Annotated in this window: 27 protein-coding genes; 18 read left to right on the top strand and 9 right to left on the bottom strand. The window is 45.6% G+C overall.

Annotation, left to right across the window (positions count from 1 at the left end; translation table 11 throughout):
• Nucleotides 1-253: 253 nt before the first annotated feature.
• The 5 genes from RT064_RS03780 (at nucleotide 254) to RT064_RS03800 (ending at nucleotide 5,439) form a co-directional block, all read left to right on the top strand.
• Entirely contained in the window at nucleotides 254-658 is a 405-nt protein-coding gene (locus RT064_RS03780; RefSeq protein WP_313061642.1) for a DoxX family protein, read from the top strand.
• Between the two features lie 85 nt (nucleotides 659-743).
• Nucleotides 744-1,550 carry a DODA-type extradiol aromatic ring-opening family dioxygenase gene (locus RT064_RS03785; RefSeq protein ID WP_313061644.1) on the top strand — a complete coding sequence of 269 codons (807 nt, stop codon included), beginning with the start codon at nucleotides 744-746 and terminating at the stop codon, nucleotides 1,548-1,550.
• A 349-nt stretch (nucleotides 1,551-1,899) separates the two neighbouring features.
• A complete protein-coding gene (locus RT064_RS03790) occupies nucleotides 1,900-3,765 on the top strand; it encodes an ABC transporter ATP-binding protein (RefSeq protein WP_313061647.1) in 1,866 nt (621 codons plus the stop codon).
• Nucleotides 3,766-3,947: 182 nt separating this feature from the next.
• Nucleotides 3,948-4,820, top strand: a complete 873-nt coding sequence (locus RT064_RS03795) for an alpha/beta fold hydrolase (RefSeq protein ID WP_313061650.1) — start codon at nucleotides 3,948-3,950, stop codon at nucleotides 4,818-4,820.
• 1 nt (nucleotide 4,821) lies between these two features.
• Nucleotides 4,822-5,439 (top strand): alpha-ketoglutarate-dependent dioxygenase AlkB family protein, encoded by a 618-nt coding sequence (locus tag RT064_RS03800; protein ID WP_313061653.1) that lies wholly within the window; start codon nucleotides 4,822-4,824, stop codon nucleotides 5,437-5,439.
• A 32-nt stretch (nucleotides 5,440-5,471) separates the two neighbouring features.
• Here RT064_RS03800 and hisA read toward each other — a convergent pair whose 3' ends face one another.
• A complete protein-coding gene (gene hisA / locus RT064_RS03805) occupies nucleotides 5,472-6,203 on the bottom strand; it encodes a 1-(5-phosphoribosyl)-5-[(5-phosphoribosylamino)methylideneamino]imidazole-4-carboxamide isomerase (protein WP_409519526.1) in 732 nt (243 codons plus the stop codon).
• 164 nt (nucleotides 6,204-6,367) lie between these two features.
• On the opposite strand from hisA, the gene RT064_RS03810 reads away from it, so the two are divergent.
• The 5 genes from RT064_RS03810 to rplS all read left to right on the top strand — a co-directional run bounded on the left by RT064_RS03810 (nucleotide 6,368) and on the right by rplS (nucleotide 10,409).
• The gene (locus tag RT064_RS03810) at nucleotides 6,368-7,831 is read left to right on the top strand and encodes an SLC13 family permease (protein WP_313061658.1); all 1,464 of its coding nucleotides are present in this window, start codon (nucleotides 6,368-6,370) and stop codon (nucleotides 7,829-7,831) included.
• A 326-nt stretch (nucleotides 7,832-8,157) separates the two neighbouring features.
• On the top strand, nucleotides 8,158-8,415 hold the full coding sequence (gene rpsP / locus RT064_RS03815; RefSeq protein ID WP_007115987.1) for a 30S ribosomal protein S16: 258 nt from the start codon (nucleotides 8,158-8,160) through the stop codon (nucleotides 8,413-8,415).
• Between the two features lie 34 nt (nucleotides 8,416-8,449).
• Nucleotides 8,450-9,007, top strand: a complete 558-nt coding sequence (gene rimM / locus RT064_RS03820; protein ID WP_062333456.1) for a ribosome maturation factor RimM — start codon at nucleotides 8,450-8,452, stop codon at nucleotides 9,005-9,007.
• Nucleotides 9,008-9,133: 126 nt separating this feature from the next.
• Nucleotides 9,134-9,904 carry a tRNA (guanosine(37)-N1)-methyltransferase TrmD gene (gene trmD, locus RT064_RS03825; protein WP_313061664.1) on the top strand — a complete coding sequence of 257 codons (771 nt, stop codon included), beginning with the start codon at nucleotides 9,134-9,136 and terminating at the stop codon, nucleotides 9,902-9,904.
• 124 nt (nucleotides 9,905-10,028) lie between these two features.
• A complete protein-coding gene (gene rplS / locus RT064_RS03830; RefSeq protein ID WP_007115984.1) occupies nucleotides 10,029-10,409 on the top strand; it encodes a 50S ribosomal protein L19 in 381 nt (126 codons plus the stop codon).
• 141 nt (nucleotides 10,410-10,550) lie between these two features.
• Here rplS and RT064_RS03835 read toward each other — a convergent pair whose 3' ends face one another.
• From RT064_RS03835 to argH, 4 genes are read right to left on the bottom strand one after another with little or no spacing between them, the layout of a single operon-like run.
• Complete coding sequence (locus tag RT064_RS03835) at nucleotides 10,551-11,849, bottom strand: MFS transporter (RefSeq protein WP_313061667.1); 1,299 nt, start codon at nucleotides 11,847-11,849, stop codon at nucleotides 10,551-10,553.
• A gap of 41 nt (nucleotides 11,850-11,890) precedes the next feature.
• On the bottom strand, nucleotides 11,891-12,178 hold the full coding sequence (locus tag RT064_RS03840; RefSeq protein WP_313061668.1) for an oxidative damage protection protein: 288 nt from the start codon (nucleotides 12,176-12,178) through the stop codon (nucleotides 11,891-11,893).
• A gap of 21 nt (nucleotides 12,179-12,199) precedes the next feature.
• Nucleotides 12,200-12,544: a gamma-glutamylcyclotransferase family protein gene (locus RT064_RS03845; RefSeq protein ID WP_313061670.1), complete on the bottom strand. Its 345-nt coding sequence runs from the start codon at nucleotides 12,542-12,544 to the stop codon at nucleotides 12,200-12,202.
• 1 nt (nucleotide 12,545) lies between these two features.
• The gene (gene argH, locus RT064_RS03850; protein ID WP_313061965.1) at nucleotides 12,546-13,922 is read right to left on the bottom strand and encodes an argininosuccinate lyase; all 1,377 of its coding nucleotides are present in this window, start codon (nucleotides 13,920-13,922) and stop codon (nucleotides 12,546-12,548) included.
• 81 nt (nucleotides 13,923-14,003) lie between these two features.
• On the opposite strand from argH, the gene RT064_RS03855 reads away from it, so the two are divergent.
• The 4 genes from RT064_RS03855 to RT064_RS03870 all read left to right on the top strand — a co-directional run bounded on the left by RT064_RS03855 (nucleotide 14,004) and on the right by RT064_RS03870 (nucleotide 18,137).
• Nucleotides 14,004-15,182: a histidine kinase gene (locus RT064_RS03855; protein ID WP_313061673.1), complete on the top strand. Its 1,179-nt coding sequence runs from the start codon at nucleotides 14,004-14,006 to the stop codon at nucleotides 15,180-15,182.
• A gap of 270 nt (nucleotides 15,183-15,452) precedes the next feature.
• On the top strand, nucleotides 15,453-16,190 hold the full coding sequence (locus RT064_RS03860) for a LytR/AlgR family response regulator transcription factor (protein ID WP_101964397.1): 738 nt from the start codon (nucleotides 15,453-15,455) through the stop codon (nucleotides 16,188-16,190).
• 177 nt (nucleotides 16,191-16,367) lie between these two features.
• Nucleotides 16,368-17,327 (top strand): hydroxymethylbilane synthase, encoded by a 960-nt coding sequence (gene hemC, locus RT064_RS03865; protein WP_204155318.1) that lies wholly within the window; start codon nucleotides 16,368-16,370, stop codon nucleotides 17,325-17,327.
• Between the two features lie 21 nt (nucleotides 17,328-17,348).
• Nucleotides 17,349-18,137 carry a uroporphyrinogen-III synthase gene (locus RT064_RS03870; protein ID WP_313061679.1) on the top strand — a complete coding sequence of 263 codons (789 nt, stop codon included), beginning with the start codon at nucleotides 17,349-17,351 and terminating at the stop codon, nucleotides 18,135-18,137.
• On the opposite strand, the gene mutY is transcribed toward RT064_RS03870, so the two are convergent.
• Together mutY and RT064_RS03880 are read right to left on the bottom strand one after the other, a co-directional pair.
• Nucleotides 18,120-19,373, bottom strand: a complete 1,254-nt coding sequence (mutY, locus tag RT064_RS03875) for an A/G-specific adenine glycosylase (protein ID WP_313061681.1) — start codon at nucleotides 19,371-19,373, stop codon at nucleotides 18,120-18,122. The genes RT064_RS03870 and mutY overlap by 18 nt on opposite strands.
• A 203-nt stretch (nucleotides 19,374-19,576) precedes the next feature.
• On the bottom strand, nucleotides 19,577-20,317 hold the full coding sequence (locus tag RT064_RS03880; protein ID WP_313061683.1) for a dienelactone hydrolase family protein: 741 nt from the start codon (nucleotides 20,315-20,317) through the stop codon (nucleotides 19,577-19,579).
• 211 nt (nucleotides 20,318-20,528) lie between these two features.
• Between RT064_RS03880 and RT064_RS03885 the strand changes: the two genes are divergently transcribed.
• From RT064_RS03885 to RT064_RS03900, 4 genes are all read left to right on the top strand, one after another.
• Nucleotides 20,529-21,002, top strand: a complete 474-nt coding sequence (locus RT064_RS03885; RefSeq protein ID WP_065264383.1) for a YcgN family cysteine cluster protein — start codon at nucleotides 20,529-20,531, stop codon at nucleotides 21,000-21,002.
• A 156-nt stretch (nucleotides 21,003-21,158) separates the two neighbouring features.
• Nucleotides 21,159-22,058 (top strand): CBS domain-containing protein, encoded by a 900-nt coding sequence (locus RT064_RS03890; RefSeq protein ID WP_313061688.1) that lies wholly within the window; start codon nucleotides 21,159-21,161, stop codon nucleotides 22,056-22,058.
• 52 nt (nucleotides 22,059-22,110) lie between these two features.
• A complete protein-coding gene (gene lnt, locus RT064_RS03895; protein ID WP_313061692.1) occupies nucleotides 22,111-23,685 on the top strand; it encodes an apolipoprotein N-acyltransferase in 1,575 nt (524 codons plus the stop codon).
• A 146-nt stretch (nucleotides 23,686-23,831) separates the two neighbouring features.
• Nucleotides 23,832-24,320 carry a hypothetical protein gene (locus RT064_RS03900; RefSeq protein WP_062333498.1) on the top strand — a complete coding sequence of 163 codons (489 nt, stop codon included), beginning with the start codon at nucleotides 23,832-23,834 and terminating at the stop codon, nucleotides 24,318-24,320.
• Nucleotides 24,321-24,413: 93 nt separating this feature from the next.
• Here RT064_RS03900 and RT064_RS03905 read toward each other — a convergent pair whose 3' ends face one another.
• Together RT064_RS03905 and RT064_RS03910 are read right to left on the bottom strand one after the other, a co-directional pair.
• Entirely contained in the window at nucleotides 24,414-24,941 is a 528-nt protein-coding gene (locus RT064_RS03905; RefSeq protein WP_313061695.1) for a dihydrofolate reductase, read from the bottom strand.
• Between the two features lie 43 nt (nucleotides 24,942-24,984).
• Nucleotides 24,985-25,845, bottom strand: a complete 861-nt coding sequence (locus RT064_RS03910) for a thymidylate synthase (protein WP_313061698.1) — start codon at nucleotides 25,843-25,845, stop codon at nucleotides 24,985-24,987.
• Between the last annotated feature and the right edge of the window lie 7 nt (nucleotides 25,846-25,852).

The raw sequence follows: 25,852 nt of genomic DNA on the forward strand, positions 1-25,852 counted from the left end.
CATCAGCGGCTTTGGTAAAACTGCCTTTTTCTACGATGGTGCGAAACACTTGCAAACTTTTGAGCGTATCCATGTGTATCCTTAAGTGAGTTAATGCATACAATTAATTAATGCTTGAATGCGTCATTTCAATTATCAACTAATAAGAAATAATATATCAATATTTTATGTGTTTTTCTCTTAATAAGATATCAATATAATGGCGTCATCACATATATTCATGACTGTAATTTTAGACTAATAGGACACAACAATGAACAATGTTTCTCGATACCAACCTTATGTACTTGGCTTGCTTCGCATTGTACTGGGCTACACCTTTATGCTACATGGCATGGCAAAATTATTTGGGGTGCCGCATGTGGCGATGTTTGATGGCTTGCAATTGTTTTCGCTGATGGGCTTAGCAGGCGTGTTAGAATTGGTCGGTGGCGTGTTACTGATTTTGGGCTGGTTCACGCGTCCTGTCGCCTTTATTTTGTCAGGTCAAATGGCGGTGGCATACTTTATGATGCACGCGGGCATTGATAATTTTTGGTTGCCACTGCTCAACCAAGGGGAAGCCGCTGTGCTGTATAGCTTTGCTTTCTTATACTTATCTGTCGCAGGCGCGGGTGCTTTCTCCGTTGATAATCGCGGACAAGCTGTCAGTGCCTAGTTAATAAAATCTTAGGTAATAAAAATCTTAGTTGATAAAAGTTTTAGATGATAAAAGTTTTAGATGATAACAATAGGAGGTCGCCATGAAGGGTTTAACATTAACCGATGTATTAGGCGCAAGCATTGATGAGCCAACGCTGCCGAGTTTATTTATCTCGCATGGCGCACCGACGATTGCGATCGAAGATACACCATTTACTCAGGCGCTGCATCAGCTCGGTGCAACTTTACCCAAGCCTAGGCTTATCATCATCATGTCGGCGCACTGGGAAAGTGGCGAGTGGTTGATCAACGCCAATCCAGCCCCGAGCACTTGGCATGATTTTGGGGGCTTTCCTAAAGCGTTATTTGAAATCCAATACCCCGCAGCCGGTCATCCAGCCGCTGCGCAAAGTATCGCCAAGCAGCTAGCGCAAATGCAAGTGGCGGTTAAAGTGGTCGACAATCAACCATTTGACCATGGTGTTTGGACACCGCTGCTACACATGTACCCCAATGCCGATGTGCCAATCGTGCAGGTGTCGTTGCCACACGGGTTTAGCCCCAGTCAGTTGTATCAGCTTGGGCAGTTGTTTGCGCCGCTACGGCAACAAGGGGTGTTGATTGTGGCATCGGGCAGTATTACCCATAACTTATACAATGTGCGTTTTAATAGCCAACAGATTGAGCCGCAAGCCAAAACCTTTAAATACTGGATAATAGATCAGCTAAAAGCCAATGACAAAACGATGTTTGATTGGCAGACGCATAGCTTGGCGCGCCACAATCACCCAACGCCCGAGCATTTACTGCCTGTATTTTTTGCACGTGGTGCAGGGGATGTGATGTCGGTGGTGCATGAAAGCTTTGCTCACTACAATCTGGGTATGGATATCTATCGGTTTGATTAGTGGATAAAAAAAGGCGAATTAACCGCAGTAAATTTGCCTTATCATCAATCTATCGCAAAAGCTTTATAAGGCTTCCTAAGAATGTCATTTGTATTGCTTTATTTTTGCACTTTTACCCAATATTGTAGCGGCTGAACCAACCTCAAAAAAAGCCGCAAAAAAAGCCATTATTCTAGGATAATGGCTTTTTTATAGCGATAGAAAAGCTTTGATAATTACCGCTCAAGGATTAAGTTGAAAATTGTTTACTTGTATGTAAAGGATTGTAGCTAGCCGTCAGCAACCCTGCTATCAATCCTCAATATCTGCTAAAATAACACAGATAATTTTAAACTACTGATAATCAATTATGAGTTTATTTCGTTTTTTTGAAAATCGGCTGGAAGTCTATCCAGAAGACAATTACAACCTACCGACGGATAATTTTCTGAAGTTTCTGTGGGCGTGTACCAAGGGTCTGCGCGGTTGGATTTTTGCCTTCATGTTCTTGACAGGCTTGATAGGCGTGTATGAGTCGCTACTGTACAAGTGGATTGGCGATATTGTCAACTGGCTGGGTGCCTATACGCCCGCTAATCTGTGGGCAGAAAAAGGCGATAGTTTGCTAATGATGGCGGCCGTGTTGGTGGTCAGCCCGATTTTGGTTGGGTTAAGTTCGCTGATTCATTTTCAGACCCTGCAAGGCGTATTCCCGATGCAGATGCGTTGGCGTTTTCATCGTCAAATGCTCGGTCAATCCATGCAGTTTTATCAAGACGAGTTTTCCGGTCGGGTGTCTGCCAAGGTGATGCAAACCGCGCTTGCGGTGCGCGATACCATTATGACCATTGCCGATATGCTGGTGTATGTATTGGTGTATTTTGTCAGTAGTGGCATTATTTTATTTCATCTTGATGGTTGGTTACTTATCCCATTTCTGTTGTGGATGGTGATGTTCTTTGCCACTGTGGCGTATTTTATCCCCAAGCTTAAAAACTCTGCCAGTCGCCAAGCCGATGCGCGTGCCTTGATGACCGGGCGGATTACGGATGCGTATGCCAATATCACGACAGTAAAATTATTTAGCCACTCTCGCCGTGAGCTGACTTATGCCAAAGATGCGATGAGCCAGTTTTTGGGTACGGTGCATGACCAAATGCGCTGGGTGTCCCGCCTTGAGCTGGTTAATCATTTGATTAATGTGGTGTTGGTCGGCACTACGGTAGCCCTCGGTTTGTACCTGTGGTATTACAACGGCTTGAGCGTGGGGGCGATTGCGGCAGCGACTGCGATGGCGATGCGTCTTAATGGATTGACCCACTGGATAATGTGGCAAACGGCGGCATTGTTTGAGAATATCGGTACCGTGCAGGACGGCATGAAAACCTTGTCAAAACCGCATACCGTGGTAGATAAGCCGAACGCTAGGGATTTACTCATCACGCAAGGCGAAATCAACTTTAGCCATGTCGATTTTAATTATGGTCGCAGTGGTAATAAAACCAATGACGCCGATGCCAAACAAAAACTACTCGATGATTTTAACCTTGAGATTAAAGCAGGTGAAAAAATCGGTCTAGTGGGACGCTCTGGCGCAGGTAAATCAACCTTGGTGAATTTGCTACTGCGCTTTTATGATGTCGATGGTGGTGCGATTTTGATTGATAATCAAAATATCAGCGATGTCACCCAAGAAAGCTTACGCCAACAAATCGGCATGGTCACCCAAGATACCTCACTACTGCACCGCACCGTGCGAGAAAATATTGCCTATGGTCGCCCAGATGCCACCGATGAGCAAATCATCAGCGCCGCCAAACAAGCCCATGCGTGGGAGTTTATCCAACATTTAAGCGACGCCAAAGGCAATGTCGGCTTGGATACCCAAGTCGGTGAACGAGGGGTCAAACTCTCGGGTGGACAACGCCAGCGCATTGCCATCGCCCGTGTCATGCTCAAAAATGCCCCGATTTTGCTCCTCGATGAAGCGACCTCGGCACTCGATAGCGAAGTGGAATACGCCATCACTGACAGCCTTAACGATATGATGGCAGGCAAGACCGTGATTGCAATTGCCCACCGATTATCGACGATTGCGTCGATGGATAGATTGGTGGTGATGGATAGAGGGCAAATTGTCGAGCAAGGTAGCCATGCCCAGCTTTTAGCTCAAAATGGTGTGTATGCCAAATTGTGGGCAAGACAAAGTGGCGGTTTTCTTGGCGAAGATGATTAAATAAAAGAAGTGCCAACTTACTTTAGATTTGATACCGCCCAACGGCAAGCGTGAATGCCAAGTCACAAAACGGGTAGCCATAACTTTTCACTGGGTCTTATAATCAAGTAACCAAGTCACCTTTTAGTCACCTTTTAGTCACTAAAAAGTGGCTAAAAAAGTGATTAATTAGGACAATTGGCATGGAAGAACAACGCATCAAGCTAAATGGCAAAAACGCCAAATACTATAACATCAAAAACCCCACCGCCAGCCAGACTGCCCATTTTTACGGCGGTAACGGCTTTGCCTTAGGCGTCTATGAGCCACTCTTGAGCGATTTAGCGCAACATCTTAACATCACCGCGCTAACCATGCGGGGGGAATGGTACGATAAACCGACCGCGGACAAAATGACTCGTGAAGAAGATGCGGATGTCTTAATCGAATTTTTGCAAAAAACACAGGACAAACCAATCATCGGTATCGGGCATTCTCAAGGGGCAACTGCCACCACCATGGCGGCTGCCAAACGCCCAGACTTGTTTAGCGCGCTTTATTTGCTTGAGCCTGTCACCTTTACCAATCAGCAAGGCAAGCTTTATAGTCTGGTGCCACGCATGGTGAAAATGACCCGAGAACCCTTTAAAAGCACCCAAGTCAAACAAGCCGACTGGCACAGTGTGGATGCGTATTATCAATTTCTTCGCCGTCATAAAGCGTACAAACGTATCACCGATGAACACCTTTTAACCTATGCCAAAAATAGTTTAGAGGCTGGTCAATCTGCTGAACTCACGCTACGTTTTTCACCCAAGCAAGAGCTCGCCAATTATTTTGGTACACCGCTGATTATGAAGCCATTACAACAGCTTATTGCCGACAACAAAGTACCTGTGCAGTTAATCATCGGTAAGCCGTCGATGTTTATCAGTCAACAAGTGCGCCAAATGTGGGATAAATTCGTACCCAATGAGCAAATGACGGTACTCAATGACTATGGACATTTACTGCCACTTGAAGCGCCAGAATTATGCGCCAAGCTCATTTTTCAAAAGCTAAAGTTGACAAGCTAACATGACATTATTTGCCGCCAATCCCAATGAGAATTTATTGCCATACGATGGCATTGTCAATGATTTTGGGCAGGTTTTTGACAACTCCGCTGATGAGCCCAATGCGCTTTATCGGCATTTTTTAACGCATTTACCTTGGCAGCATGACGTTGTCACAATTTTTGGCAAAACCCATGTCACCCACCGCCAAATCGTGTGGATGAGTGAAAACGACTACCACTATTCTGGACAACGTAAGACGGCAACGCCTTGGACCGCGGATGTTTTGGCATTAAAACAGCACATAGAACTGCTGCTAGCTGAGCAACAGATGAGCGCAAATTTTAACGCCTGTTTGTTTAATTATTACCCCACAGGCGATGATGGTATGGGCTACCATGCCGATAATGAAAGCGAACTGGGTAATGAGCCCATTATCGCGTCTATCTCACTAGGGGCAACCCGTAAATTTGTATTCAAGCACCGCATCACCAAGGAAAAAGTCGAGATTCCCTTGCAAAATGGACAGCTCATTGTCATGCGCGGACAGACCCAACGTCATTGGCTACACAGCCTGCCTAAGACCAAAAAAGTAACGGAAGGTAGAATTAATCTGACCTTCCGTCATATAGCGAATTAAATATCATTTAGCTATCGAGCGAGTAGCGCCTGCTAGCTATCGAGAAGCGCCTGCGCCGCAGCAATATCGAGGGTACCTTCATAAATGGCACGGCCTGTGATGATACCTTCAAGATAATCACTGTAGGGTTTTAGATTTTCGATGTCTTGTAAGTCCGTCACCCCACCTGAGGCAATCACCGGAATGCCGCCTTCTTTTGCCAAGTTGACCGTTTGCTCGACATTGACGCCTTGCATCATACCATCACGCGCAATATCGGTATAGACGATAGAAGACACGCCTGCATCGGCAAAGCGTTTTGCCAAATCTACCGCTTTAACATCGGTCACATTTGCCCAGCCATGCGTCGCTACCATGCCATCTTTGGCATCAATACCCACAATGATATGACCGGCAAATTCTTGACACGCTTGTTCAACAAATTCAGGTTGTTCGACTGCTTTGGTACCGATAATAATATAGGTCAAACCCGCTTCTAAATAATGACGGATGGTGTCAAGGCTACGGATACCGCCACCGAGTTGTATGGGTAAATTTGGGTAGGCTTTGGCAATCGCGGTGACGACGTCTTTATGCACCGGCACACCATCGAAAGCACCGTTTAAATCCACCAAATGCAGGCGTCGAGCGCCTTCTTTTACCCAGCGGCTTGCCATTGCGACAGGGTCGTCACTAAATACGGTATCGTCTTCCATACGCCCTTGTTTTAGGCGGACACATTTGCCGTCTTTGAGGTCAATGGCAGGGATAATTAAAGTTGGCATAGTTGATAACGTCGTCATGGGGTTGTCCTGTTGTCAGTTGGCGCAAATTGAGCTAGGTTGGTCAAAATGCGTGTCGCTAGAATTTGGCAATAATTTTACCGTATAATGCCAACTAAGGTTAAGATATTTTGCATGTGGGTATTAGCATAACAGGGGTAGCGATAATGTTATACGTGGTGATAGCAGGGATTTTTATATTAGGGTATATGGCGATTGCCTTTGAGCACAACATCCATGTCAACAAAGCTGCCAGCGCGCTACTGACTGCGATTGCGTTATGGGTACTGCTGAGCTTTGGTATCGATACGCTTGTTGCCAACCATTCGGTGACCGCCAGTCTTGCCAATCATCAAGATTCCTTGCATTTTGTCGGTGAGCAGTTACGTGAGCATCTGGCAGAAATCGCCGAGATTTTGTTCTTCTTGATGGGCGCGATGGCGATTGTTGAGCTGATTGATGCGCATGATGGCTTTCGAGTGATTACCGATAAAATCCATACCAAAAATGCCAGTAAGCTACTCGCCATTATTACGATTATCACCTTTTTTCTCTCATCGTTACTCGACAACTTAACCACCACCATTGTGATGGTATCACTGGTGTCCAAATTGATTGATGACCAAAAAATGCGATGGTATTTTGCCGGTCTTATTGTGATTGCTGCCAATGCAGGCGGCGCTTGGTCACCTGTGGGTGATGTCACCACCACCATGCTATGGATTGGTGGGCAGATTACAGCAACAGGCATTATGGCAAATGTGTTTATCCCAAGTATCGTATGTACATTAATCCCAATGGGCTTGGTGATGATGCAGCTAAAGGGTCAAACCGTGACCGCGCCTGTACTGCCAAGCGGACAAGAATCTGACAGTGAATTGGCTAGTATGCCTATAGAGCAGCGTATCGAAAGCCTACGTGCTACCATCAAATCAAACGCTCAAGACAGCATCAGTCAAAAAACGCGCATGACAGTGTTACTACTGGGTTTGGGGGCATTGGCATTTGTGCCAATTTTTAAAACCATTACCCATTTGCCCCCTTATGTGGGCGTGTTGTTTGGCTTGGCTGTACTGTGGATGGTCACTGAAATCATGCACCGTCACCAAGATGATTATATCCGTGAGCGTATCGGGGTTGAAGGCGTACTAAGCCGCATTGATATTCCCAGTATTTTATTTTTCCTCGGTATTTTATTGGCGGTGGCAGCACTTGCCACTGCGGGCATACTCGGTGACGTAGCAAAATGGCTGGATGCCACTTTTGGCAATGTGTATCTCATCAATGTCATGATTGGCTTGTTATCCTCAATCGTGGACAACGTGCCTTTGGTAGCAGGGGCAATGAATATGTATCCGCTGACCACCGATGCCAGTATCGCGCAAGCGGCGGCAGGTGAGGCAGCGCGCCTTGAGCTGTTTCGTCAAGATGGCATGTTTTGGGAGTTTTTGGCTTATTGTGCGGGGACAGGCGGTAGCTGTTTGATTATCGGCTCAGCCGCGGGCGTGGCAGCGATGGGCATGGAGAAAATCCCGTTTATGTGGTACATGAAAAAAATCACTTGGCTTGCACTGATTGGCTATCTGGTCGGGGCAGGGGTATATGTGCTGATTGAAACGATGAAACGATAATTGGCTGCTATTGACATAATAGGCTATTCAATCATTAAACAAGGCGCAAATAAGCGCCTTTCTTATTGACTGGTTTTATGCACTGGTTTTATCGACTTGTGAGTGATGCTATCGCCTCAATGTGATTAAACTTGCGCTAAATATAAAAAGTCAAAATTTAGCCCAAAAAGCTATTGATTTTGATAAAAATATGCTAAACTATTGCCCTTTTTGGTGTACCTAAACTTTGCTAAAACTGTATTTATGCCGTTTTTTCAATTGTTTGGGTCTTTTAGGCTCTAACCACTGAACTAGATTCAATTGATTGCATTCACAGAGAGAACATTATGGTAGTTATCCGTTTACAACGCGGTGGTGCGAAAAAACGCCCATTTTATCAAATCGTGGTAACCGACTCACGCAATGCCCGTGACGGTCGTTACATCGAAAACATCGGGTTTTTTAACCCACTAGCGCAAGGTCAAGAAGTGCCATTACGCATCAACGCTGACGCTTACCAAGCGTGGATCAACAAAGGTGCCCAACCTTCTGACCGTGTTGCCGCTTTATTTAAAGCAGCTAGCAAAGCACAAGCAACGGCTTAATTTTTTATAAAAATTAAGTAGAGCGGACTTTAATATGGCAAAACAACCGACAGACTTGCATACCAATGAGGCTAACGCATCGCTGTTTAAAATCGGTGAGCTAAAAAAGCCTTATGGCATTCATGGCTGGCTATGGGTATTTAGCTTTACTGAAGACCGTGAAGCGATATTTCATATGCAGCCTTGGGTCATCAATACTGCCATGGGTCAAAAGACCTTAACGGTAAAAAACTGGCGACAACAAGGTAAAGGCTACGTGGTACAACTTAACGAAGTGCCCGACCGCAATATCGCAGAAACCATGTTTGGCGTGAGCCTTTGGGCAGAAAAAAACAATCTGTCTGAGCTTGCAGAAGACGAATATTATTGGTCAGATTTGATTGGTTTGACGGTGATTAGCCAGTCAGAAAATGTCATTTTAGGACGGGTAAAAGAGCTGTTTGAAACAGGGGCGCATGCCATTATGGTAGTCGAGCCGACTGCTGATAGTGTGGATGGTGAAGAACGACTGATTCCCTGGCACAAACAGACCATTGGCGAGGTGAATTTAGCCAAGCAAACCCTGATGGTTGATTGGGGCAGTGATTACTAAACGTTGATAACTAGCATTGATAACTGACATTTGCGTATTCATCCTTGATGGGTGCTTAGCATTTATTCGATGGGAGTTGTCAATTAACAAGGCATTGTTAATGCCAAGCTAAAGTGAGTGTAGCGTATGTTTTTTGCGGTAATAACCATTTTGCCCGAAATGTTTGCTAGTATTACTGACTTTGGCATCACTGGGCGGGCGCTCGCTCGCAAGCAAGCGGAAATCTTGCTGATTAACCCAAGAGACTTTACCACAGACAATTATCGGCGCATCGATGAGCGTCCGTTTGGTGGGGGCCCTGGCATGGTGATGATGGCAGAGCCGTTACAAAAAGCCATCGACTACGCCAAAACGCAAGCCAATGCGCGCGGTAAAACCTGTCCTGTGGTTTATTTATCGCCACAAGGCAAGACACTGAGCGAAAGCAGGGTGCTTGATTTTTGCCAATATGACGGCTTGATTTTGTTATGCGGTCGTTATGAAGGCATCGATGAAAGACTACTGAGTCAGTATGTCGATATCGAGTGCTCAATTGGTGATTACGTGCTGACAGGCGGTGAATTGCCCGCGATGGTATTGATGGATAGTGTGATACGCCGATTGCCCAATGTAATGGGTGATGATTTATCGGCGCAGCAAGACTCCTTCGTGGATGGCTTGCTCGATTGTCCACAATATACCAAACCGACTGAATTTCAAGGGATGAAAGTGCCTGACGTGCTGTTGTCAGGACATCATGCTAATATCGCCAAGTGGCGATTTATTCAGCAGGCAACACGCACCCAGCTAAGACGTCCTGATTTGTGGCAAGCCTTTGTGCCAACCAAACAGCAACAAAAATGGCTGACAGAAGCAGAGCAATCTGCTAAAGACAGCAACCCAGATTCATCCACTTGACGGATGCCCTAATCGTGTCGATTGCTATCAAGGCACATAAAATTAGCGGGGAGTATGCGCATTTGCTGACGCCAACTAACCATAGTCAGCTTAGCCTCTGTCCCCAGTGAGAGGAGAAAATCTCATGAGTAACAAACATCCTTTGGTTCAACAAATCGAAAATAGCCAGCTTAAGCAAGACGTACCAAGTTTTGGTCCTGGTGACACTGTTGTCGTACAAGTAAAAGTGCGTGAAGGCGACCGTGAGCGTCTACAAGCATTTGAAGGTGTTGTTATCGCTAAACGTAACCGCGGCTTAAACTCTGCGTTTACCGTACGTAAAATCTCTAGTGGTGTAGGTGTTGAACGTGCGTTCCAAACCCATTCACCACAAATTGCAAAAATTGAAGTAAAACGTCGTGGTGATGTACGCCGTGCCAAACTTTACTACCTACGTGACCGTTCTGGTAAATCAGCACGTATCCGTGAAAAACTGTCAGTGCGTAAAGAAGAAGCGCAAGCTTAAGGCTTTAACTGCGTTATTTATTATCTGCCTAAATGGGTTAAACTTTGATTGTCATGGTTTAATCAACACCAAAAAAGCAAAAACCCCAAATAAATCTATTTGGGGTTTTTTGTTGGCTAACTTTAGCCTTTTATGAGTGGGCTAGTCATGATTAATTAAGCTATGCTCTTTGGTATCTTTCATACGAGTATAAACAATCAATGAAATCCCAATCATAATCGTCACATACAAGAAAAACCATTCTTCATGACCTGCTTGCTTGAAGGATAGTGCCACATACTCCGCTGTACCGCCAAACAAAGTATTAGCAATGGCATAGGGTAACGCCACGCCCAACGCACGAATATGCGCAGGGAACATTTCAGCTTTGACTACGGCATTAATTGAGGTATAGCCTGTGACAATTATCAAACCAAACAAACATAACGCAAACGCCATCCACGGGTCTGTCGTGCCTGCCAAGGTGTTAAAAATAAAGTAAGTAAATAACACCCCCATCACACCAAATCCTATCATCAGCGGCTTACGCCCGATTCTATCGGATAATGCCCCAGCCACAGGTTGCAAAAGCATAAAAATAAATAATGCAATAGCGGTGATTTGGGTCGCTGACTCTTTACTAAAGCCTGACGTGTTGACCAAGAATTTTTGCAAATAAGTGGTGTAAGCATAAAATGCCAAGGTACCGCCTGCGGTCAATCCAATAACCGTAAATGCCGCTTTCGGGTGTTCTTTAAATAACGCCAATGCGCTGGATTTTTTTTGCGAACTACTTGTATCAACTTTATTAAAGGATTCTGTTTCAAGCAAGCCACGGCGAATATAAAATACGAAAAACGCCAATAAAGCCCCAATGACAAACGGAATCCGCCAGCCCCAAGCTTTGAGCTCAGCAGGGGTTAAGACTTGCTGTAAAATAATCAGAAGCACCAGCGCAATTAACTGCCCAGAAATTAGCGTAACATATTGAAAACTGGAAAAAAATCCGCGTTTGTCTTTACCCGCCATCTCGCTGAGGTAAGTGGCACTTGCCCCATATTCGCCACCTACACTGATACCCTGAATTAAACGAGCAGTCACCAACAGTATTGGGGCGAAAATCCCAATACTGTCATAACTTGGGGTAACCGCAATCATCAATGAGCCTAAGCACATTAATGTTACCGATAGTGTAAGACCTGCTTTACGACCTTTCTTGTCCGCATAAACGCCCATTATCCATGCACCGATCGGTCGCATGACAAAACCCACCGCAAAAATCGCTGCGGCACTTAATAATTGAGCCGTTTGGTTGCCTTTTGGAAAAAATACAGGGGCAAAATATAAGGTAAAAGCCGCATACGCATACCAGTCGTACCATTCGACCATGTTACCCGCTGAACCGCCTAAAATAGATTTTAACCGTGTTTTTTGGTCAATAGTTTCAATCGATTGAGACATTGAAAATCCTTGTCAAAGACTTGTTGAATACATGCTAAAGGTTATTTTTGCGCTGTCCAGCCTTTGGGGCGTTCGTAGTCTTCATTATCCAAAAATTTATTGCGCTGCTCGGTAATAAATTTTTTGGCTTCTGGGTCAATCATGCTCAAGTGATTTTCATTGATGAGCATGGTTTGGTGCTCTAGCCATTCATTCCACGCTTTGGCAGACACGGTGTTTTGCAATTCTTCACCCAGCTTGTTAGGGAACGGCGGTTTTGACATTTTGGGTAGCTTTTGTTTGTATTTACGGCACATGACCATGTGGTCAGCGGGGTTATAAGTTTCCATTTGTTATCCTGTTAATAATTACTAGTTTGTGTCGCTTGCATCGGCATAAATCCAAGCGGTAGCGCCACTGTCAAAGTGACCTTCCACTCGTGCGTAGGCATCGACTTCGTAGCGGTCGGCTTGGGCAAGCTCATCATCGGTAATGTCAAAAATCACACCTGCCACTTTGTCGGTTGGGTTATTGGTTTTAAGTAGTATCGGATGAAAACGTTTGCCACTTTTGGCGACCACATCGTCATCGGTGATTTCGATTTCACCCAACTGGTAGCCAATGAGTTGGTCTTTACTACCCACCAGTGTACGCCCAAAGGTGGCAAGCTGTACATTTTCTTGTTGTAATGTGCCATACGAGAACAGTTTTGGCATATTAATAGCCTAATTGTTCGATACGCTGACGCCCACGCTCAATCGCCATTTTGACTTGATTAGGCGCTGTACCGCCGATGTGGTTACGGGCATTGAGCGAGCCTTCAAGGGTTAGATATTCAAACACGTCCTCACCAATCAAGTCGCTAAAGCCTTGAAGCTCATCGAGCGATAATTCACTCAAATCTACGCCTTTTTGCACGCCTAACGCTACTGCTTTACCCACTACTTCATGCGCGTCGCGGAAGGCTAAGCCTTTACGCACTAGATAATCCGCCAAATCGGTGGCGGTCGCATAACCTTTCATGGTCGCGGCACGCATATTTTCTTTATTTGGAATTAAGTTTGGTAGCATATCAGCAAAGGCAAGTAGGGAGCCGGTTAAAGTATCTACCACATCAAATAGCGGCTCTTTATCTTCTTGGTTGTCTTTGTTGTAAGCCAGCGGTTGGTTTTTCATCAAGGTCAATAGGGTAATCATATCGCCAAACACGCGCGCCGCTTTACCCCGTACCAGCTCTGGTACATCGGGATTTTTCTTCTGTGGCATAATCGATGAGCCTGTGCAAAAACGATCGGGGACGACCACAAACCCAAATTGCGCTGACATCCACAAGATGATTTCTTCACTCATACGTGACAAGTGCATCATTAACAGGCTTGCGCTACTGGCAAATTCAATGGCAAAATCACGGTCGGATACGGCATCGAGCGAATTTTGACAAATCCCTTCAAAACCCAAAAGCTCGGCAGTAAATTCCCGCTCAATCGGATAAGTGGTACCTGCCAGCGCTGCGGCGCCTAGGGGCATTTGGTTGATACGTTTTCGACCATCAATCAAGCGCTCGCTATCACGCATTAGCATCTCAAACCATGCCATCACATGATGACCAAAACTGACAGGCTGCGCGGTCTGCAGATGGGTAAAGCCGGGCATGATAGTGTCGGTATGCTGGCTTGCCAAATCAAGTAAGCCCGTTTGTAGACGTTTTAGTAATCCTAAAATAATATCGGTTTGGTCACGCAGATATAAACGAATATCGGTTGCGACTTGGTCATTACGGCTACGCCCTGTATGTAGTTTTTTGCCGACATCGCCAATAATAGCGGTCAGACGAGACTCCACATTCATGTGCACGTCTTCAAGCGCCACCGACCACACAAATTTGCCATCGGCGATTTCTTGTTTGATTTGGGTCAAACCGCCAACGATTTGGTTTTTTTCCGCCTCGGTAATAATGCCCGCTTTGGCAAGCATGGTGGCATGAGCAATTGAGCCTGCGATGTCTTGATTGGCAAAACGTTGGTCAAATCCGACAGACGCGGTAAATTCAGCGACAAAACTGTCAGTGGCTTCGCTAAAACGTCCACCCCACATACTAGATGTGCTAGAATCAGCGGAAATTTGATTGCTCATAATACGTCCATTTTTTGTGTAAGTGTGAAAGGAATAAAGACAATGAGATTGCTGGAGCTGTTAATTCCCTCTGCAAAATCTAGGGCTAGTATAGCAAAAACTGAGGATACCTCACAAATTTCACTCAAGCGGATTAAAGAGCCGCTCACCAGCACTTTTTTCCTGCCCAATCTAAGCGAAAAACAGACCATCAAACTGTGGGCAAGCTATATCGCGTTTTTTTCACTGGTTTCGATTGTAACGCAGTTAACTTTTACCCATGATATCAGTTTGATTATCCGCCATAGCATTGAAACGGTGGTGATTACTAGCTTAGTTGTGACGGGTGAAATGGTTTTTGTGGCGAATTCTGCCAAAAAATTCAGAGAATTTAATTGGCGTTCAAAACAAATCACCGCCTATCTGCTGTCAACCGTGTTTATTATTGTGCCGGTACTGAGCTTGCTAGGTCGGTTGATTTTATTCTTTACGTTCGGCTATGAAGTCAGTTTAAATGCGCTGATATTAGAAACCATTGCAAATACTTTGTTTGCTTTTTTGATGATAGCGGTGCTGCTCACTTATTTTGAGATACAGTACCAAAATATTCGCCGCGTTGAACTGCGTACCCAACAAAAACTCATCGAACAAAACGAGCAGTTAAAGGCGCGTATCACCCCGCATTTTTTCTTTAATTTACTCAATACTATGCAGTATCTGATAGAAACCGATGCGTATGAAGCGGAGAGAATGATTCGTCATATCTCAAATCTATATCGGGTGAGCTTTGATGACACGCGTGAGATTGCGCTCCTTGATGAGATGGCGCTATGCGAAAGCTATTTGAGCATCGAAAAATACCGTTTTGATAAAAAGCTGAAAGTAACTTGGCAGTTGCCCGATGAAGATTTGCTCTATGATATGGTGATTACCTCGTTATCGCTGCAAATGGTGATTGAAAAACTGATTGTACTGATTGTTGAAAACAGCACCGACCCCATTCACATTACTATTAGTATCGATTGGCAAAACGATGTTGCTAAAATTGATATCGAAATTGAGCTACCGGCAACGACGTATCAGCTGATTTGTCACGATATTCACCAAAAACTGCAGTTTAACAGTCAACTGGCAATTTTACGTCAGTACTTTGGTGATGAAGCTAGCATTCACTTTGAATTATCTGGACATGTGTTAGTGACTCAAATTCGCTATCCCCTCAAAGATGTCGCGGCTTTTTAGCCCAGTCATTTTGTTAGTTGGAATGGGCATAAAAAAGTCACCAATCTGACGCGGCATTTCACATTTTATCTAACAAACTATGGTATATTAATTTGCGTCTACTTAAAACAGTGCGTTTATTAGTTTATCTAATCAGTTAAGCGCTATTTTATGAGTGTTTGATTGCTCACCAAGCGGTTTTGTTGGATTTGGCATTAGATTGTGAAGAAAGTAAGACTTGTAGGGTTAAATACATGTGTTTTTGACCTCAAAGGAGCAAAGGAGTAAACAATGAGAGTTGTGATCTGTGACGATGAGCCACTGGCCCGAGAGAGGCTAACGCGTATCGTAAGAGAAGAAGGACATGAGGTTGTTGCACAGGCAGCCACAGGTATTGAGGCCATTGCAAAAGTCAAAGAAACCGCACCCGATGTAATTTTGTTAGACATTCGTATGCCAGAAATGGACGGTATCCGCTGCGCCAAAGAGCTCAATGAACTTAACAATCCACCAGCCATTATTTTTGTGACCGCGTACGACCATTATGCGATTGCCGCATTCAAAGCACACGCGATTGGCTATTTGCTAAAGCCTGCCAACAAAGAAGAGTTGTTACAGGTACTATCAAGAGCGTCATTGCTTAGTAATGCACAGCTCAATGAAATCAGTCGATTAGAAGACCCGTTAGCACAGTCCAATCGTCAGCATATTGCGGCGCGTACCCATCGCGGGGTGGAGCTGATTGCGCTGCAAGATATCTATTACTTTACGGCGGACCAAAAATACGTGCAAATCCGTCATAAAGGCGGCACGGTTTTAATTGATGAAACCCTCAAAGAGCTTGAGCAAGAATTTGGTGATGCGTTCTTTCGTATCCATCGCAATGCGTTAATCAATGTTAACTACCTAGAAATGCTTGAAGCGATTGACCAAGGTCAGTACCAAGTGCGTTTCAAAGGTTTGCCCGACCAGCTTGCAGTTAGCCGCCGTCATTTGCCATTACTACGCGATAAAATCCAATCAATGTAGTGTATGTAGTGTCGTCTTTCGTATGTTTCCGTATGCTTTAGCCAGCAGTCAGAGAAATTATCCTGACATTTTGCTATACTGATGGCTAACTCGCTGAATTAATGCCAGATACCCATCTGACAAATGCCTAGCTTAGAGAGTTAGGCATTTTTATTGCTTGCTAAAAAAGATACTGCTATGACTACGTTAACCACTTTAAATATTGCCACTCGCCAAAGCCCGCTTGCATTGTGGCAAGCTGAACATATCCAAGCGCGGTTGCAATCGTTGTACCCAAGCCTGACCGTCAATCTAGTACCGATGGTCACCAAAGGCGACAAAATCCTAGATACCCCGTTAGCCAAAATCGGCGGAAAAGGTCTGTTTGTTAAAGAGCTTGAGCAAGCCTTATATGAAAAACGTGCCGATATCGCCGTGCATTCACTCAAAGACGTACCTATGGTGCTTCCTGAAGGTTTGACGCTTGGCGCATATTGTGAGCGTGAGCAGCCAACCGATGCGTTTATATCAAATCACTATGCGAGTCTAGATGCGTTGCCACAAGGGGCTAAACTTGGCACGTCAAGTTTACGCCGTCAATGCCAAATCCAGCAATATCGTCCTGACTTAGAGATTATCAGCTTACGCGGCAATGTAGGCACGCGCTTATCCAAGCTGGATGCAGGTGAGTATGATGCCATTATTTTGGCAACTAGTGGCTTGACGCGTTTGGGGCTTACCGATCGTATTCGCCATGAACTTGATACGCATATCAGTTTGCCAGCGGTCGGACAAGGTGCGCTTGCCATTGAATGCCGAAGTGATGATGCCGATGTGCTTGCACTACTAAAACCGCTCAATGATGAGCCAAGCCGTTTATGCGTGATGGCAGAACGCGCCATGAATCGTCATTTGCAGGGTGGTTGCCAAGTACCGATTGCAGGCTTTGCTACCATTCAAGAGGGACAAATTTATTTACAGGGTCGGGTCGGCAGTGTAGATGGTAAAACCTTGTTAAAAGCAGAGCATCATAACGCGTTAGTTGATGACGTACGGGAGTCTGAGCAAATTGCTGAAGCCATGGGCGTGGTGGTGGCTGAAGCGCTCATTGCACAAGGTGCGGACAAAATCTTGGCGCAGATTTATCAAGACCGCTGATATTGAACGATACGCATAGCCATGCAATTTATTAATACCAGACCCGATCAGCGAGCCAAGGCGCTAAGTCTATTTTTGCGCCAGCATGGCGTTAAAGTGATTGAGCTGCCGCTGTTGGCATTGGTAGAAAAGCCGTTGACAGTGGCAGAGACAGCAGTTTTACAAACGATTGACCGTTATCAAGTGGTGGTACTAGTCAGTGAAGCGGCAGTAAAGTATGGCTTAGCAAGGCTTGCCGCCTTGGTCAAGCTAACGGAATTGTCCAAAAAGATTACCTGGGTTGCGGTGGGTGACAAAACCGCGAATTACTTTAACCAGACCTGGCAGCAGCTCACAGAGTTGCCAGCGCCCACGGTTATCTTTCCTGATGAAAAACGCGCGCAAAACAATGAAGGGCTATTGAATTTGCCGGTAATCCAAGCGCTTGGTAAAGGCGATTATTTGCAGGTATGGCGCGGCATCGGCGGGCGAGAATTATTGGCGGATACATTGGCGGCAAAAGGTGTGCAAGTACATTTGCTAAACTTGTACCAACGGGTTTTACCAAGCGCAACCACCCACGCATTCGCGGTTTGGCAGCAAACGCAGAGCCACAACCAACCCATCATTGTACTCATCTCAAGTTTGACTGCCTGGCAAAACTGGCAACAACTAACAGCAAACACTCAAATGGTTGCCAATTGTTATTATTTGGTCTTGCAGTCGCGTATTGCACAGCAAATGTTATTACAGCAGACCAATCTTAACATAACTATCATCCCTGACTTAATGCCTGCGACGATTCTACAAGCATTAACCCTTTGTCAATAGCTGCATGGCTTTCGGTTTGGCTAAGCTGTTTTGCGCTGAATCATCTACCCATGACAGCGTTTGCAGCGCTTGTTGCAGTGTTTGCGTCAGCCGCATACCTTGCTCTATGGTCAGCGTCATGGTCAGCGGGGTCAAAAACCAATGAAAATGGGTAAGGCTATGTTTGACAGTATCAGGGCTATCTAAATTAACCTGCTGGATATTTAGCAGCTGCTCGGCTTGTAAGAATTCAAAAATAATCTGCTCAGCGATATTGTATTCGACTTCAAATGTCGTCTCTTGCTGCCAAGTTGCCAGTAGTGGCGCGCCTGGTTTTTTTTCGCCCGATTGTTTTTTGATAAATGCCAATGGTAAACACCACAGTCCGCCCCAAATCCCAGTGTCAGGACGTTGTAGCCACAAGGTTTTGTCATCGCAAACTAGCTTTAACGCTAGCGAAAACTTAGACGGATTGGGCGATTTTTTACTTTTTACCGGATAAAAACTTTGCTTACCTTGGGCATTTGCTACGCAGTCGGCTTGCACAGGACACAATAGGCAGGCAGGTTTGGCTTTGGTGCATAGCGTCGCCCCCATATCCATCATCGCTTGGGCGTAGTGTCCGCTGTCACGGGTCGGTGTTAGGCGCTCGGCGAGTTGCCAAAGCGCTTTGGTTGTGGCAGTTTTGGTGATATCGCCGTCAATACCAGCCCAACGGGTCAGCACACGTTTGACATTACCATCGCAAATCACCCCCCTGTCACCGCCATATTGGTCAGCTCTGACGCCCATCGCCACAATCGCGCCTGCCGTAGATTGACCCACCCCTGAAATCTGCTCCCAGTGGGCAACCGTTTGCGGAAATTTGCCAGTTTGCTCGATGATATCCACCAGCTGCTTGGCACCTTTATGCAGGTTGCGCGCACGCGCATAGTAACCCAGCCCTGCCCAGTGCTCAGCGACTTGCTCCCAAGATGCGTTTGCCAAATCCTGCACGGTGGGGAAACTTGCCATAAATCGCTCAAAATAAGGAATCACCGTCGCCACTTGGGTCTGCTGTAGCATGATTTCAGATAACCACACCGGATAGGGGTCTGGCGTGTCAAGCAGATGCTGCTGCCACGGCAAATCATGACGCCCGCTATGGTCAAACCAGGTCAAAATACGCGGCGCAAAACTATCAAGCTCTATTTCGGTATGCGCTTCGGTATGCGCTTCGGCATGATTGTGGCTTAAGTGCTGATTGGGACTTTGCATTATTGAGTGGCTAGTGTTCGGATGTGCGTTCAAAATTCACCATCGGGTTACTATCGTGATAGCTATATAAGACTTTCTAGTTAGTATTCAATAGTGACTGACAACAGAGTTAACAAAGCTGGACCCAAACTGGGACGTAGGCATAAAAAAAGCAATATCATGATGGATATTGCTTTTGGGACTAACGATGTAACGGCTGTATGTTATACAAGATTGTCCTGCATAAACGCAATCATTTCATCCCAGCTGGCTTTTGCAGCATCGGCATCATAACCCAAATCCACGCCATTTTCTTCGGCGCGTTTGTCAGCATTAGGATTGGTAAAGCCGTGCTTGGCGCCTTCGTACACATCGACTGTGTATTCTACATCGGCGTTATCCAGCTCTTTTTTTAGTCCTTCAATGGCATCCATCGATACCATGCTATCGGCTTCACCATGTGCCACCAATACTTTGGCGGTGAATTTGCCTTTTTGTGCCGGTTGTTTTGGGGTAGGGTTGCCGTGGAAAGTCGCCACTGCTTTAAGTGGGAAGCCTTCACGCGCCATGTCTAGGGCGATTTTACCGCCAAAGCAAAACCCAATCGCGCCCAGACGGTTTGCGTCAACGGCTTCAAGGTCGGTAAAGTCATCCATAATGAGTTTACAGCGCGCCATCAACATGTCTTGGTCGGCGAGCATTTGGCTCATCCATTCATTGGCTTGAGCGGCATCTGTGGTCAGTTTACCTTCCCCATACACATCCATGGCGACGGCAGCAAAACCCGCTTCGGCTAAACGCTCAGTGACTTTTTGTGGATGCTCAACCACGCCCCACCATTCAGGCGCCACCAAAATCCCTGGGGCAGGGTTATCGTGGCTAGCTGATTCTGGTAGACAGACATAGCTTTTGAGCTCCACGCCATCGGTGGTGGTAGATTCGAGTTGTAAAATTTGAATTGGCATCATGGATCCTTATGTTAAGTTATCTTAAATGACATTTTTGATTTGCTATTGTTATAAAACACTGGCGTTATAAAAACGCTGGATTCATACGCTACTCAGAGCGTGGCAAGTCAGTGCAACGGTTAATACAGGCATTACTGTATACTGAAATCATCGCATTTTCCGTTATAATACTGTCACTGTTTTATACAAGCCAAAAGTTGAAAACATAATGAGCCAATCTGTTACCTTACGCCCGCAATTTTGGGAGCGATTTTCGTTAGAACAATTGACCCAAGCTGAATGGGAAGCCTTGTGTGATGGCTGTGGGGCGTGTTGTTTGATTAAATTTAAAGACGATGACACCGATGAAGTTGAATACAGTGATGTCGCCTGTCGACTGCTTGATTGTGCCACAGGGGCTTGCCAACATTACCCAACAAGGCGCGACTATGTACCTGACTGCATCAGCCTAACCATCGATAACATTGGCGAGATGTACTGGCTACCGGCAAGTTGCGCCTACAAGCGCTTGTACTACGGGCAACCATTACCAAGCTGGCATTTATTGCTCACTCAAGATGCCGCCGTGACACAAACTATGATGCGCCAAAAAAATATCAGCGTGGCGGGACGCTGTCAGTCCGAAACTGAAGTCTCTGAGCTTGAGCAAGAAGAACGGGTGATTCATTGGATTCGCCAATAGCGCTTGTTTATTCAAGGCTTTGCTAGTATTCAACAAGCTGATGGATGAGTAAAATCAGCCAAAAAATACAATAAAATTAAGAAAAATACCATTGCAATCATCATGGGCTTAAGGTAAGGTAAAAAAATCTTTCGCCATATGAGGGTCTCGTCGGCTATGTCAGACGACAATTCGAGTTCACACCTGTCAAACAAACAACAAAGCAGTAGCTGGTCACGCGGTCTGAAACGCTGGCTATCCACCGCCCCTGAAACCCGTGATGAACTAGTCAAATTGGTACATGATTCGCGTCGATTTTTGGCGCCCGACACCGTCGATATGTTAGAGGGTGTCTTAGATTTACCCGCTATTCAAGTGCGAGAAATCATGACCCCTGTCAGCCACGTTGCAGGCATCACCCAGCACCAAAACTTGCAAGACATCATGTCGCTCTATATGGAAACCGCCCATTCGCGTTATCCTGTATTTACCGATGACAACAAAGACACAGTAATGGGTATCTTACTTGCCAAAGATTTGATTCCGTTTTTGGTCGCCAAGGCGCAAGGTCAAAATATTGACCATTTTAATCTTGAGAAGATTGTACGCCAGCCAATTTATATCAGTGAAACTGCGCGCTCTGACAACCTGCTGCGTCTGTTTCAAAAAAACCAAATTCATATGGCAATCGTCATTGATGAGTTTGGGGTGACAGCAGGCGTGGTGACGATGGAAGACTTACTCGAGGAAATTGTCGGTGATATCATCGATGAGCATGACGACATCGAAGAAGACACCGATATCAATCATATAGTGCCTGTGCCAAACCAGCCTGACACATGGATTGTGCAATCCATCACCTCAGTCTCAGACTGTAATGAACAGCTAGGTACCCATTTTGATAGTGAGGATGTCGCCAGTATGGGTGGACTGGTCATGCAAGAGCTTGGCGAAGTCAATGAAGTATTGGGTCAAACCGTCTTTATTGATGATTGTCGTTTGACGGTATTGTCAGCAGATGGTCGATTTATCCAAGAAATTGAACTGGTTAAAGGGTATAATCAGCTCGACGATTAGTCCCATTACTTATGTTTGCAAAACCGTTTAACCCTAAAGGCAATACTCGCCAATGCGTCTTACTACCCAGTCCCTAAAAAAGCAACTTTCTATACAATCTCATCACGATAGTGCCAAATCTGCAAATACCAAACAGCCCCTGTTACCCAAACTGGTGCTGGCTTGGCTTGCGGGTGCGGCATTTGTCTTTGCGTTAGCGCCTTATGATTTTTGGCTAGTGGCACTGTTATCGCCACTGGTGCTATATTGGCTATTATTGCCCCCAATGTCAAATTGGCGGGCGTTTTGGCTTGGTGAAATGTATGGCATGGGATTGTGGAGCGTGGGTGCGTTTTGGTTGTTTACCTCCATCCATACCTATGGCGATACCCCTACCTTGTTAGCCTTACTGATGATTGGTTTTGTTGGCTTAGGGATGGGATTGTTTCATGGTGCCTTGGCGGTCATTTTTAACCGCTTTGTGGCAAAACAGCCGCTAAGCTTTGCGTCGTTATGGGTGGTACAAGAGTGGTTAAAGACCTGGCTATTTACGGGTTTTCCTTGGCTATTTGTGGGCTATGCTTATACAGCACAACCTTGGCTGACGAGCCTTGCGCCAATCTTTGGGGTGTTGGCGCTGAGCTTTGTATCGGTGTTTGTCTCAGCCAGTCTGGTGGAAGCGGCGCGAAAAAAATACCGTTATTTAATCCCATCGGCTGTGATGTTACTGGCAAGCGTTGCGCTGTGGCTTATTGCCCCGCAATGGACGACCCCCAAAGGCACGCCGAATCTGAAAGTCTCCTTAGTACAAGGCAATATTCCGCAGGACTTAAAATGGCTGCAAGAATACCAAATCCAAACACTGGGTATCTATGCAGGCTTGAGTAAAACAGAATGGGGGCAGGACATTGTCTTATGGCCAGAGTCGTCAATTCCGATGTTTCAAACCGATGCCATGCCCTTTATCAGCCAAATTGCTGCCCAAGCCCGCGAAAGCAATAGCGCATGGCTCACCGGTATTCCGTATGTCGATGTCAATGAATATGACCCAAAAGTTGATAAATACGAGCCATTTTACAACAGTGTGATTGCTTTGGGCGCCGATGCCAAAGGCTTATACAAAAAGCAAAATTTGGTACCCGTGGGCGAATATATCCCGTTTGAAGGTATGTTAGATTGGGCATTACCAAACTTGATGGGCGGCACCATGAGTTTTCGCAGTGGTTCTGCGCACCAAGCGCCCTTGCAAGTCAAAAACCACCCAGTCGGCGTGGCGATTTGTTATGAAGTCGCCTATCCTGATACCACCCGTCGCAATGCCAAAAATACCGACTTTTTATTGACCGTATCCAATGATGCTTGGTTTGGCACATCGGCAGGTCCATTACAGCATCTACAAATGGTGCAAATGCGCTCGATTGAAACCGGTCGCTGGTTTATGCGCGCGACCAATACGGGCGTGACCGCAATCATCAATGATAAAGGCAATATTGTTGCCAAAGCGCCAGCCTTTGAGCGGACGGTGCTACGGGGTGAGATCCAATCGCGCGTTGGTAATACGCCATTTATGCGCTGGGGTAGTTATCCTATCTTGGCACTGGCAGCGCTATTGCTACTGATTAGTTGGCTGATTCGTAAAACACGTTAAAAACCTTAGATGCAGTAAGGTTTTGTCACCAATTGCAAAAATTTAGTATATAATGGTTACAAAGTTCCGTATAATAGTTAAAAAATAGACTTGAATTCATTTAGATTCAACAACTCTTGCCCCAATGATTTACAGTGAGGTTTACGATGGCTCATCATGAAGTCGTGGAAAACAATGTCAAAAAAGAACTTAGTTACGCTTTAATTGGCATTTTAGCGTTTCTAGGCTTGGTTTTATTAATCCTTATTTCAGCAATTGTTCGCCCCGCTGGTAACCATGTCGACGTTGCAAAACTCAATGCTGAAGTGGAAGCCAAAGCCGCTGCATCTGCTGCTGCCGCTGCCAAACCAGCAGGTTCGACGCCTGCGGCAACCTCACCTGCGGCGGGTGAAACCACCACCGCCACTGCCAATGCAGACACCGCAACAGGTCCAAATGCCACGGTTGCCAGCCCAGATAATGCCTCGATGACGCCATCTTCTGCACCAACGGCTACTGCAAAAACATCGACCATTGAAGCGCGCAATGCCTCAACGGCTGAAGCCAAAGCAGAGATTAAAGCCAAAACAGGTGAAACCCCAAATATCGCACCACCTGTTGCCTCAGCGGTCAAATCTCAAGAACAATCAAAATAAAACATCGATACCTAAATAAAAAAACCACAACTGCATAAAAAAACCACGTTAGATAACGTGGTTTTTTTGTGCGCTAAGTCGTCACTGTCAAGCTTAAGCTTTTTGGTAAGTGACAAACTGATAGCTTAACCCGTTTTGCTCATCCGTGAATTTTTCACTTTCTGATGTTTTGACAAAATCACTGGTAATCTCTGGATAAAATGCCGTTGCGTTGTCAATCACGGTATCGACCTGAGTGATTTCTAAGCGATCACTAAACAGCAGCGCTTGTTGGAAGACTTTTTCGCCACCAATCACCCAAATCGTTTGTAAACCTTTACCATGCGCCAGTGATGAGGCTTGGGTCAATGCGTCATCTAGGTTGTGCATCACAATAACGGCATCATCATCTACTTGGTAATCCAAGTTGGTGGTAATCACAAAATTGGTACGGTTGGGCAAGGGTTTTGCGCCCATGGATTCAAAGGTCTTGCGACCCATAATCACGATACCGCCATTGGTATGTTTTTTAAAATGTTTCAAGTCCTCAGAGATGTGCCAAGGCAATTGATTGTCTTTGCCAATGGCGCGGTTTTGGCTCATCGCCACGATTTGGGCGACTTCCACATTAGAATAACTCATGATTTATCCTTATTGTTGTGAGTTTTGGCATTGGATTGTAAGCTTATACAGAGACTTCAGCCTTAATTGTGGCATGGCTTTGATAATTTTCAATTTTTATATCGTTAAAATCAAACGCAAAAATGTCAGTAATGTCAGGGTTGAGCCAAAGTTTGGGTAGCGCAAACGGCTCGCGGCTAAGCTGCTCATGCACTTGCTGTAAATGATTGTTATAGATATGACAATCACCGCCCGTCCACACAAACTCACCGACGCCAAGCCCGGTCACATGGGCTATCATGTGGGTAAGCAAGGCATAGCTGGCAATGTTAAAAGGTACACCCAAAAACAAATCCGCCGAGCGTTGGTACAACTGACAAGATAATTTGCCATCGGCGACAAAAAACTGAAACAGGGTATGACAAGGGGGCAAGGCCACTTCGTTGGCCTCCAAAGGATTCCAGCCAGAGACAATCAAACGGCGCGAGTTTGGGTTGTTTTTGATTTCATTCACCACCCAACTGATTTGGTCAAAACCGTCTGAATGGTAGCTGCCGTCCGCTTTTTTGCTTGCCCCGAAGTTGCGCCACTGGTGTCCGTATACCGCGCCAAGTTCACCTTCAGGCTTGCCAAAGCGGGCAGTTTGCTCGGCGGTTGCCCATTCATTCCAAATGCGTACACCATTGTCCTGCAAGTATTGGACATGGGTATCGCCTTTTAAAAACCAAAGCAGCTCATAAATCACGCTTTTGGTATGGATTTTTTTGGTGGTCAGTAGGGGAAAACCCTCATTCAAATCAAACCGCATCTGCGCGCCAAAATAGCTGATGGTACCCGTGCCCGTACGGTCGCCTTTTTGCATGCCGTTATCTAGCACCAGTTTAAGTAAATCCAAATAGGCTTGTTCGTTCTTTGACGTAATCATGCGTGAT

The sequence above is a fragment of the Moraxella sp. CTOTU49097 genome, from assembly GCF_032064105.1.
Classification (GTDB): domain Bacteria; phylum Pseudomonadota; class Gammaproteobacteria; order Pseudomonadales; family Moraxellaceae; genus Faucicola; species Faucicola osloensis_B.

Excerpts from the sequence above, each read along its gene's own strand:
- RT064_RS03905 (WP_313061695.1), bottom strand. The coding sequence starts at position 24,941 with ATGAGTTATTCTAATGTGGAAGTCGCCCAAATCGTGGCGATGAGCCAA.
- hisA (WP_409519526.1), bottom strand. The coding sequence starts at position 6,203 with ATGCCAACTTTAATTATCCCTGCCATTGACCTCAAAGACGGCAAATGT.
- RT064_RS03795 (WP_313061650.1), top strand. The coding sequence starts at position 3,948 with ATGGAAGAACAACGCATCAAGCTAAATGGCAAAAACGCCAAATACTAT.
- RT064_RS03810 (WP_313061658.1), top strand. The coding sequence starts at position 6,368 with ATGTTATACGTGGTGATAGCAGGGATTTTTATATTAGGGTATATGGCG.
- rplS (WP_007115984.1), top strand. The coding sequence starts at position 10,029 with ATGAGTAACAAACATCCTTTGGTTCAACAAATCGAAAATAGCCAGCTT.
- RT064_RS03910 (WP_313061698.1), bottom strand. The coding sequence starts at position 25,845 with ATGATTACGTCAAAGAACGAACAAGCCTATTTGGATTTACTTAAACTG.
- RT064_RS03790 (WP_313061647.1), top strand. The coding sequence starts at position 1,900 with ATGAGTTTATTTCGTTTTTTTGAAAATCGGCTGGAAGTCTATCCAGAA.
- rimM (WP_062333456.1), top strand. The coding sequence starts at position 8,450 with ATGGCAAAACAACCGACAGACTTGCATACCAATGAGGCTAACGCATCG.
- RT064_RS03900 (WP_062333498.1), top strand. The coding sequence starts at position 23,832 with ATGGCTCATCATGAAGTCGTGGAAAACAATGTCAAAAAAGAACTTAGT.
- trmD (WP_313061664.1), top strand. The coding sequence starts at position 9,134 with ATGTTTTTTGCGGTAATAACCATTTTGCCCGAAATGTTTGCTAGTATT.
- argH (WP_313061965.1), bottom strand. The coding sequence starts at position 13,922 with ATGTGGGGTGGACGTTTTAGCGAAGCCACTGACAGTTTTGTCGCTGAA.
- RT064_RS03860 (WP_101964397.1), top strand. The coding sequence starts at position 15,453 with ATGAGAGTTGTGATCTGTGACGATGAGCCACTGGCCCGAGAGAGGCTA.
- RT064_RS03880 (WP_313061683.1), bottom strand. The coding sequence starts at position 20,317 with ATGCCAATTCAAATTTTACAACTCGAATCTACCACCACCGATGGCGTG.
- RT064_RS03840 (WP_313061668.1), bottom strand. The coding sequence starts at position 12,178 with ATGGAAACTTATAACCCCGCTGACCACATGGTCATGTGCCGTAAATAC.
- RT064_RS03845 (WP_313061670.1), bottom strand. The coding sequence starts at position 12,544 with ATGCCAAAACTGTTCTCGTATGGCACATTACAACAAGAAAATGTACAG.
- RT064_RS03885 (WP_065264383.1), top strand. The coding sequence starts at position 20,529 with ATGAGCCAATCTGTTACCTTACGCCCGCAATTTTGGGAGCGATTTTCG.
- RT064_RS03785 (WP_313061644.1), top strand. The coding sequence starts at position 744 with ATGAAGGGTTTAACATTAACCGATGTATTAGGCGCAAGCATTGATGAG.
- RT064_RS03855 (WP_313061673.1), top strand. The coding sequence starts at position 14,004 with ATGAGATTGCTGGAGCTGTTAATTCCCTCTGCAAAATCTAGGGCTAGT.
- RT064_RS03800 (WP_313061653.1), top strand. The coding sequence starts at position 4,822 with ATGACATTATTTGCCGCCAATCCCAATGAGAATTTATTGCCATACGAT.
- RT064_RS03835 (WP_313061667.1), bottom strand. The coding sequence starts at position 11,849 with ATGTCTCAATCGATTGAAACTATTGACCAAAAAACACGGTTAAAATCT.
- RT064_RS03890 (WP_313061688.1), top strand. The coding sequence starts at position 21,159 with ATGTCAGACGACAATTCGAGTTCACACCTGTCAAACAAACAACAAAGC.
- RT064_RS03780 (WP_313061642.1), top strand. The coding sequence starts at position 254 with ATGAACAATGTTTCTCGATACCAACCTTATGTACTTGGCTTGCTTCGC.
- RT064_RS03870 (WP_313061679.1), top strand. The coding sequence starts at position 17,349 with ATGCAATTTATTAATACCAGACCCGATCAGCGAGCCAAGGCGCTAAGT.
- lnt (WP_313061692.1), top strand. The coding sequence starts at position 22,111 with ATGCGTCTTACTACCCAGTCCCTAAAAAAGCAACTTTCTATACAATCT.
- hemC (WP_204155318.1), top strand. The coding sequence starts at position 16,368 with ATGACTACGTTAACCACTTTAAATATTGCCACTCGCCAAAGCCCGCTT.
- mutY (WP_313061681.1), bottom strand. The coding sequence starts at position 19,373 with ATGCAAAGTCCCAATCAGCACTTAAGCCACAATCATGCCGAAGCGCAT.
- rpsP (WP_007115987.1), top strand. The coding sequence starts at position 8,158 with ATGGTAGTTATCCGTTTACAACGCGGTGGTGCGAAAAAACGCCCATTT.